Origin of the sequence: Streptomyces sp. 8L (genome assembly GCF_020176795.1) — a bacterium.
Taxonomy (GTDB): Bacteria; Actinomycetota; Actinomycetes; order Streptomycetales; family Streptomycetaceae; genus Streptomyces.
This window is the reverse complement of record NZ_JAIUKE010000523.1, coordinates 1-7,801: the sequence shown is the minus strand read 5'-3', so window position 1 is coordinate 7,801 and position 7,801 is coordinate 1. Positions and strand designations below refer to the sequence as shown.

The window sequence follows — 7,801 nt, the reverse complement described above, 5'->3', positions numbered from 1 at the left end:
GGACCGGTGGGCGGGGGTCACCGCACGACGGCGGTGATCGACTGGGACCGGTGGTCGGACAGGCCCTCGGAGTCCTCGAAGGCGTAACGGGTGACGTTCATCCGCTTGTTGGTGAAGGTCCAGTCGAGGCGCATGAAGGGCGGCAGCGCGCCGCGGTCGGGCCACGAGACCGGGTCCACCGACCGGTTGGCGCCGATCGCGTCGGTGAGGGAGCCGGTGATGTTGTCGATGTCGCCCATCGCGGGGGTGGTGTTGAAGTCGCCCGCGACGAGGACGGGGTGGGGGTTGCGGTCCACGTCGGCGTTGAGCGCGTCGATCTGGGGCTCGCGCTGGTTGAACCCCTCCTCGGCCTGCCGGAAGAAGGCGGAGGACGCCGGGTTCCGCGAACCGCCGATGGGGGTGGGGATGTGGGCGTCGTAGAAGGAGACGGTCTTCCCGCCGACGCGGACGTCCGTCCGCAGGACCTTGTCCGCCCAGTAGGCGTGCCAGTCGGTGTCGCCGGGCGGCAGCGGGGAGGCCGCGAGGACACGGGAGGAGACGACCGGGAGGCGGGTGAGAGTGACGAGTTCGCCGCGGGCGATGATGTGGTAGCCGGGGAACGCCCGCTTCAGCTCGGCCAGTTTGTCGATGGGGCGCGGCTCTTCGCCGCTGAAGTAGATGTACTCCTGCAACAGGTACACGTCCGCGTGCCGGCTGCGCAGGTAGGCGTAGAAGGCGGAGCTGCTCTGCCCCTGGTCCCAGTACTCGGTGTTCCAGGCCATCACCCGGACCCGTGTGCCCGGCGGGGTGTGCTCCCCCGCGAACGCGCTCCAGTTCATCCCGGAGAGGTCGAGGCCGAGGACGAGGGAGAGCACCGCGATCGCGGCGAGGCCCCGGCGCCGCCGCCGCACGGCGAGCGGGGCGAGCAGGAGCAGCAGGCACGGCACGGCCACGTACAGCACCGGTGGGACGAGGTCGGTCGGGAAGGCGCCCCACCACCGGCCGCTGAACGAGAGGTGCACGACGACCATCACGAGCCACGCCGCCGCGACGGTGATCAGCAGGCGCCAGACCCAGCCCCGGCCGCGGGGGCCTGGGGCGGGCGGGGCTTGGGGGAGCACGGCCATGGTGGTGTCCTTCGTCGGGGAGAGCTGGTTGTCACGCATGGGGAAGCAGGACGGTGGTCGCGAACAGGGCTGCCCACACGAGGGAGTTGACGACGCTGATCCGGTCACGGAAGAGACTGTGCACCGGATTGCCGCCGCCTTCCTGCACCAGCATGATCTGGATGTGGCGGGCCACTCCGAAGATCGCGCAGGGGGCGGAGATGAACGCGGTGGCCTGCGCGACGGCTCCGGTGTGCGCCATGGCGTACAGGTACAGCGCGTAGCTGATCACGGCCAGGACCCCGGCGAGCCCGATGAGGTTGTCGAGCAGCGGCACGGAGTAGCCGGCGAGCGCGGGCCGGTGGCCCGTGCCGCCCACGGTCATCTCGCGCCGCCGCTTGCCGATGATGAGCAGCAGGCAGAAGGCGAAGACGCACAGTTCGAGCCACTGCGAGGGCTCCTTGCCGAGCGCGAGGTAGCCCTGCACGAGGCGGAGGACGAAGCCCGTCGCGACGCAGAAGACGTCGACCAGCGGCACGTGCTTGAGGCCCGCGGTGTAGGCGATGTTGACGACCAGGTAGGCGAGGACGGGCCAGCCCGTGGCGATGCCGCCGGTGGCGGCGACGAGGAGGGCCACCGCGGCCAGCAGTAAGCCGGCGAGGGTTCCGGCGAGCGCCGTGCCGACCTGCCCCGAGGCGATGGGCCGGTGCCGTTTGACCGGGTGCCGCCGGTCCCTGTCCTTGTCCTTGAGGTCGTTGACGACGTAGATGAAGGCCGACATGAGGGTGAAGGCGAGGACCGCCTCGGCCGTGTCGCGCAGGGCGCCCGCCGACCAGGACCGGGTGTCGAGGAGGGCGAGCGGGACGACCGCCAGGTTCTTCAGCCACTGCTCGGGCCGCGTCAGCCTGAGGAGGGCGCCGGCCGGGCCGCCGCCGGGGGGGGGGGGGCTCTGGGCCGGTGCCGGGCGCGATGGCGCCGGACGGGGGGCCGGGAGCTGCGCGGCGCCTGCCGGCTCGGTGAGCGTGCGTACGGATTCGGTGGATGCCATGGGAGGACTCCAGGAGGCAGAGTGAGGCGTGGTTCCGCTGTGGGGCGCGGACCCCTGTCGCGGACGTTGTGCGGGAGGTCAGAAGAGGATCTTGGCGAGCCTGAGCGCGCCCTGGCTCCAGGGAGCTCCGTGCGTGGTCCCGGTGGCCGAGGGCAGCCGGTGCTCGGCCCGCCGGGCCCGGTACCAGTCGTAGGCCTGGAGAAGGGCGTCCGTGCCGGAGTCCTTCGGTGCGAATCCGAGCCGGAGGCGGGCGTGGGTGGTGTCGGCCCACGAGTCGCTGAGCAGCTTGTGGATGAGGCGGTGGTACACGGGCGAGAGGTGGGCGCGGTCGAGCACGCTGAGCACGGCGACCGCGGGCCTGACCGGTATGCCGACGATGTGCTTGCCGTGGCCCGCGCGGTCCAGGACGGCCTGGAAGTCCTCGCGGAGCGTGCCGAACCGCTCCGCGCCGATGTTGTACGTGTCGTTGGCCGCGTCCTCGTCCGCCCGCAGGGCGAGCACCAGCGCGTCGGTGAGGTCGGAGACGCTCAGCAGCTGGTTGCGCACGTGTCCGCCGCCCAGCAGCGGGAAGTTGTGACCCGCCTCCGCCCAGTCGAACAGCATCGCGAAGATGCCCATGCGGCCCTCGCCGAGGAAGGTCTTGGGCCGCAGGATCGTCACGCACTGCCCGAGGTCCCTGAACTCCTCGCACATGGCTTCCGCCTCGGCCTTGGCCCTGCTGTACGGGTCGACCGGCCGGTGCCCGTACGACTCGGGGGTCGGGATCACCTGCGGCAGCCCGTAGACGGCGGTGGACGAGGTGTGGATCACCCGGGGCACGCTGGTCTTCAGCGCCGCGTCCAGGACGGAGCGGGTGCCGCCGACGACGGTGGAGCGGATCTGCGGGGTGGAGTAGCTCGGCAGCGCGGTCGCGCAGTGGATGACCGCCTGCGCGCCCTGGAACAGCCGGATCATGGTCCCGGTGTCCCGGATGTCCGCTGTGACGCGCCGGACGCCGGGCGCCGCTGTGCCGTCGTAGCGCAGGTCCACGCCGACGACCTCGTGCCCCTCGTCTGCGAACCGTGACGCGACGTACGTACCCATGACGCCGTTGGCGCCCGTGACGACGATCGTGTTGGACATCGTGCTGCTTTCCTCTCAGGGGTGGGTTCGGGAAGTGTGTTCGGGGAGGGCGCCCGGCGGGAGTGTGTCCGGGGGCGCGCTCGGAGCACCCGGGGGGTGAGGCGCGGCCGGTGGGGACGCGGCACTCGCCCGCACTGGCGCGGCCAGGGGCCAACGGCCCCAGGGGGCAGGGCCCTTGGTGCGGGGTGCTCGGGTGCGTGGTCCTCGGGTACGGGGTTCTCGGGTACGGGGTTCTCGTGCGCGGGCTCTCAGGCGCCTGCTTCCGACCGCACAGCGAGGGCTGAACGCACGCCCCGGCGGCGGCCGTTGAGCCTGGCCAGGGCCACGGCGGCGCCGATGACGGCCACTTCGCACAGGACGCAGAGCAGCCGGCTGACGACCACCGCGACGGACGCGGTCCCCCACGGCAGTACGGCGGCGAGCGGCAGGGTGAGGACGAGTTCGCGGGCGCCCCAGCCGTCGGGCAGCACCAGTGTGAGGGTGCCCGCCACGGAGGCGAGCGCGAAGGCGCTCAGCGCCACGGGCAGGGCGGGCAGGACGGCGGCCCCGAGGAGTACGGACAGCAGCCACAGGTGCACACCCATGAGCAGCCAGGACAGGAACGCGGCCAGGAGCGACCTGCGCAGCTGCCGGGAGCTGTTGCGCACCTCGGTGGGTCCCGCCGCCGAGAAGCGGCGGCGGATCGGCACCATCAGCCGGTTGAGCCAGCCGGGCCGCAGCAGGCACACCGCCATCACCACGACGAACGGCGTGAGGAGCCAGGCCTTCGACCCGAGGTAGTTCGCCGCCACGAACAGGCCGGCCGCGGCCCCCGTCACCGTGGTCACCACGAGGCTCATCGCGTACGCCGTCACGACGCGGCCCGCCCCGATGCCCTGGTCCTTGCCCAGCCGGAGGTGGGCGAAGACGCCCCAGACCCGCCCCGGGACATACTTTCCCGCCATTCCCAGGAAGAACATGCGGGACGCCTGGTGGGGCGGGATCTCGTCGCCGTCCTCGGTGACGAGCACCCGCCAGGACCGCATGGAGAAATAAAGCCCGAGACCGTAGGCGGCCACACCGAGCAACAGCAGCGGAACACCACCGGGGCTCACCATCCGGGCCAGTGCCCGGGTACCGGAACCCGTGAAGGCGTCCGCGACACCGAAGGTGATTCCGCCGAGGACGGCGCAGCCGAACAAAAGCGTCGCAGCGCGGCGTGCACGCGCTCTTTTTGGTGGAACTCTCTCACCGGTCATGAATCATCCCGATCAGTAGCGTACGAGACACTCGGGGCCGAATGGAGGCTTCCATTTGCCCATCCGATTCTGGTGTAGACCACGCTCCAACAGCTATCCAGATAGCGCAGGCGTTCAGCCGCAAAGTGTCATCCTGTCCCTCCGCTGTCCCCGGGATGAACGGCACAGGGCTCCCGGCGGAAGCCTGTACATCAGCCCCAAAGACCTCTTCCGGTCATACTGGAGTTTAGCGACACGGCAGCAGAAAGGGTTCGGAGAGGCCGGTCCCGTACCGCTCCAGAAAATCAGACCTGAAGGCCGCAGAACTGGAACCATGCCCACGTTCCGAGGAATGTCCAGGCAGGAAATAGCGCACTCGAAAAGCGTGACCTTCTTCACACGGATTCACCGAACTACCGACTGCGGCCTTCCGTATTCTCGATGCGTGACCGGTTGATTACACCGTCCCAAAGGGGTGATGTGACGTGCGGCGGTACGAAAGCCCGGACAGTGGCACGGGTGAATGGACTGTTTCCGGCTCTCCGGAGGAACTGAGCGGGTTCCGCTCTTCGGCTCTGCGTCCGACGGCCCTCCATCCGGCGCACGGTACCGAAGAGCTCCGCATGCGCAGACGCGTCGTCGAGACCGAATCCCTGGTCATGGGCGACGTGACGCATCTGACCGCCCTGGAGACACGGTCCGCGGGGCCGGCGCCCTCCGAGTCGTTCCACGTCCAGATCTGCCTGACCGGCCTCGCCTCGACCCGCTCCGACCGGGGCACGCACGCGCTGGCGCCGGGTGGCGGGATCGCCCACAACCCCGGGCTGCGGCGGGTCAGCATCTTCTGGACCGCGGGGACCCGGCTCCTCCTGGTCGACATCGAGCGCACGGCGGTGGAGACCGCGCTCACCCGGCTGCTCGGCCGCCCGCCGCGGGAACGCCTGCTGGTCGACCCCCGTATCGACACGTCCGCCGGCAGCGGCAGGGACTGGGCGAGGCTGATCCGGACGGTGACCGAACTGGCGGACACGGAAGGGGGGTTGCTCGACCAGCCGCTGACCGCGCGGCCTCTGGTGGAGTCCCTGGTCAACGGGTTCCTGCTGGCCACGTCGCACTTCGCCTCCGCGGAGTTACGCGCCCCGTCGGAGAACGTCCGGCCACGGGCGCTGCGGGCCGCGATCGCCCTGATCGAGGAGCAGCCCGAACTCCCCCTGACCGTCGGTGAGATCGCCGCTCAGGCACATGTCAGTGTGCGGGCGCTGCAGAACACGTTCCGGCGGAATCTGAACACGTCGCCCATGAAGTACCTCCAGTCCGTCAGGGTCCGCCGCGCCCACACCGAACTCGTGCGGGCGCATCCCTCGCACGCCTCGGTCTCCGAGATCGCCCACCGCTGGGGCTTCACGCATCTGAGCCGTTTCGCAGAGCAGTACAAATCCATGTACGGCGAGAGCCCCAGCAGAACGCTGCAATCCGCCGGCTGACCGCCCCGTGCGGCCCGTGCGGTCCGCACGACCCGCGCGCCCCTGGCGCCCTTCGCGCCCTTCGCGCCCTGATGTGCGCCGGTGTACGCCGCTCCTCCTCAGCCCTGTTCCTCAGGCTTCCTCCCGATCCGGGCCCGCGCTCGCCTCCCGGCCCCGCAGGACCGACAGTGGAGGTGTGGCCGATGACGAGGAAGAGGTCCACGCCGCCCGGGCGCGGGCCGCGATGGTGCGGAGCATGAGCGCGGCCGGGGTACTGCGGGACCCGGCCTGGCGGGCCGCGTTCGAGGCCGTGCCGCGCCACGTGTTCGTGCCGTACTACTACGCGGGCGGCGGGCGGCTGTGGGCCGGCGACCCGGACGAGGAGGCACGGCACCGCTGGCTCGACGGGGCCTACGCGGACACCGCGCTGGGCACCCGTATGCGCGACGGCCTGCTGATCTCCTCCAGCAGCCAGCCGTCGCTGATGGCCGGGATGCTCGACGCGCTGGATGTACGGGACGGCGACCGCGTCCTGGAGATCGGCGCGGGCACCGGCTACAACGCGGCGCTGCTCGCGCACCGCCTCGGGGACGACCGCGTCACCACCGTCGACCTGGACCCGGAGATCACCGAGTCGGCGCGCGTCCACCTCGCGGCGGCCGGCCACCGGCCCGCCGTCGTCACGGGTGACGGCGCCCGCGGCTGCCCCGAGCGCTCGCCGTTCGACGGGATCATCGCGACCTGCGCGCTGCCGTCCGTGCCGCGCGCGTGGATCGAGCAGGCGGCGCACGGTTGCCGTATCGTCGCGCCGCTCGCCACCGGGCTGGTCGCGCTGCGGGTCGAGGACACCGCGGAAGGGCGGGTCGCGCAGGGGCCGTTCCTGTCGACGTCGGCGTACTTCGTGGCGCTGCGCGGTGCGCCGGAGCGCGACGAGGACGCGGTGCGCCACGGCGCGGGGGTGCCGCGGCACGCGCTGTCGAACGACCTCTTCCGCTTCCTGCTGGCGCTGAGCGCGGACAGCATCGGCCCCCTGGAGGCGTACCGCCTGTGGCGGCACGCGCACCGTCCCGGCAGGGAGCGCTTCGGCGTCACGGTCACCGACGCGGGGCAGTGGGCATGGCTGGACGACCCGGACGGCCCCCACCGCTGGCCGCTGCCCCCGCTCTGAGGGCGTCCGGGCGCCGGGCGGCCCCCGGCCTCAGTCCTGGACGATCCTGATGGTCGTCCAGGCGCCGACGTGCACCCGGTCGCCGTCGCCGAGCGGGACCGGCACGTAGGGCTGTATCGGGTCCTCGCCGCCGTTGAGCGTCGTGCCATTGGTCGAGTTCTGGTCGACCACGGCCCAGCCGCCGTCCGGCTGCTGGACGAGGAGCGCGTGCTGGTGCGAGACGCCCGGGTCCTCCGGCGGCACCGACAGGTCGATGTCGGGCGACTCGCCCGTGGAGTGCCTGCGGCGGCCGATGGTGACCTGGTTGCCGGTGAGCGGCATGTGCTGCTCGGGCGAGTACGCAGGCAGGTTCAGGCCCGCGGCCTCGGGGCCGCTGCGGTGCATCATCGCCATGAAGTACTCGCGGTCGGGCCCGATCACCACGGCCCACCGCGTCGCCGCGGAGAAGCCCGGCTGCTGCGGAGGGGGCCCGCCCTGGGTCCCCTGCGGGGGCACCCCGGGCCGCTCGCCGTCCTGCCGGGGCGGGAAGGGCTGCTCCTGCGAGGGCGGCGGCAGCGTCCAGTCGTCGGCCCCCGCGGGCAGCGCCGGCCGCGCGGGAGCGGGCGGCGGGGAGACCCGGTCGAAGGACGGCGGAAGCGGCGGCGCGGGCGCCCAGTCGCCGCCTCCCGCGGGGGCGGGCGGTGAGACCCGCTCGTACC

At 71.9% G+C, this 7,801-nt stretch carries 7 protein-coding genes; 2 read left to right on the top strand and 5 right to left on the bottom strand.

What is annotated here, in order from left to right:
• Positions 1 to 17 precede the first annotated feature (17 nt).
• The 4 genes from LCE31_RS33170 to LCE31_RS33155 form a co-directional block, all read right to left on the bottom strand.
• On the bottom strand, positions 18 to 1,145 hold the full coding sequence (locus LCE31_RS33170) for an endonuclease/exonuclease/phosphatase family protein (RefSeq protein WP_225021081.1): 1,128 nt from the start codon (positions 1,143 to 1,145) through the stop codon (positions 18 to 20).
• Complete coding sequence (locus LCE31_RS33165) at positions 1,138 to 2,133, bottom strand: UbiA prenyltransferase family protein (RefSeq protein ID WP_225021079.1); 996 nt, start codon at positions 2,131 to 2,133, stop codon at positions 1,138 to 1,140. The genes LCE31_RS33170 and LCE31_RS33165 overlap by 8 nt, the downstream gene beginning before the upstream one ends.
• Before the next feature lie 78 nt (positions 2,134 to 2,211).
• Positions 2,212 to 3,255 carry an NAD-dependent epimerase/dehydratase family protein gene (locus LCE31_RS33160; protein ID WP_225021078.1) on the bottom strand — a complete coding sequence of 348 codons (1,044 nt, stop codon included), beginning with the start codon at positions 3,253 to 3,255 and terminating at the stop codon, positions 2,212 to 2,214.
• A 248-nt stretch (positions 3,256 to 3,503) separates the two neighbouring features.
• Positions 3,504 to 4,493 carry a lysylphosphatidylglycerol synthase domain-containing protein gene (locus LCE31_RS33155; protein ID WP_225021075.1) on the bottom strand — a complete coding sequence of 330 codons (990 nt, stop codon included), beginning with the start codon at positions 4,491 to 4,493 and terminating at the stop codon, positions 3,504 to 3,506.
• A 464-nt stretch (positions 4,494 to 4,957) separates the two neighbouring features.
• On the opposite strand from LCE31_RS33155, the gene LCE31_RS33150 reads away from it, so the two are divergent.
• Both LCE31_RS33150 and LCE31_RS33145 read left to right on the top strand, forming a co-directional pair.
• A complete protein-coding gene (locus LCE31_RS33150; protein ID WP_225021073.1) occupies positions 4,958 to 5,956 on the top strand; it encodes a helix-turn-helix transcriptional regulator in 999 nt (332 codons plus the stop codon).
• Between the two features lie 223 nt (positions 5,957 to 6,179).
• Positions 6,180 to 7,103, top strand: a complete 924-nt coding sequence (locus LCE31_RS33145; protein WP_225021083.1) for a methyltransferase domain-containing protein — start codon at positions 6,180 to 6,182, stop codon at positions 7,101 to 7,103.
• Positions 7,104 to 7,133: 30 nt separating this feature from the next.
• Here the strand turns inward: LCE31_RS33145 and LCE31_RS33140 are convergent.
• Positions 7,134 to 7,801, bottom strand: a 668-nt coding sequence (locus tag LCE31_RS33140) for an FHA domain-containing protein (RefSeq protein ID WP_225021071.1), incomplete at its 5' end; no start/stop codon positions are given.

Bases quoted from the DNA above. Each gene is read 5' to 3' on its own strand.
- LCE31_RS33170 (WP_225021081.1), bottom strand. From the start codon at position 1,145: ATGCGTGACAACCAGCTCTCCCCGACGAAGGACACCACCATGGCCGTG.
- LCE31_RS33165 (WP_225021079.1), bottom strand. From the start codon at position 2,133: ATGGCATCCACCGAATCCGTACGCACGCTCACCGAGCCGGCAGGCGCC.
- LCE31_RS33160 (WP_225021078.1), bottom strand. From the start codon at position 3,255: ATGTCCAACACGATCGTCGTCACGGGCGCCAACGGCGTCATGGGTACG.
- LCE31_RS33155 (WP_225021075.1), bottom strand. From the start codon at position 4,493: ATGACCGGTGAGAGAGTTCCACCAAAAAGAGCGCGTGCACGCCGCGCT.
- LCE31_RS33145 (WP_225021083.1), top strand. From the start codon at position 6,180: ATGGTGCGGAGCATGAGCGCGGCCGGGGTACTGCGGGACCCGGCCTGG.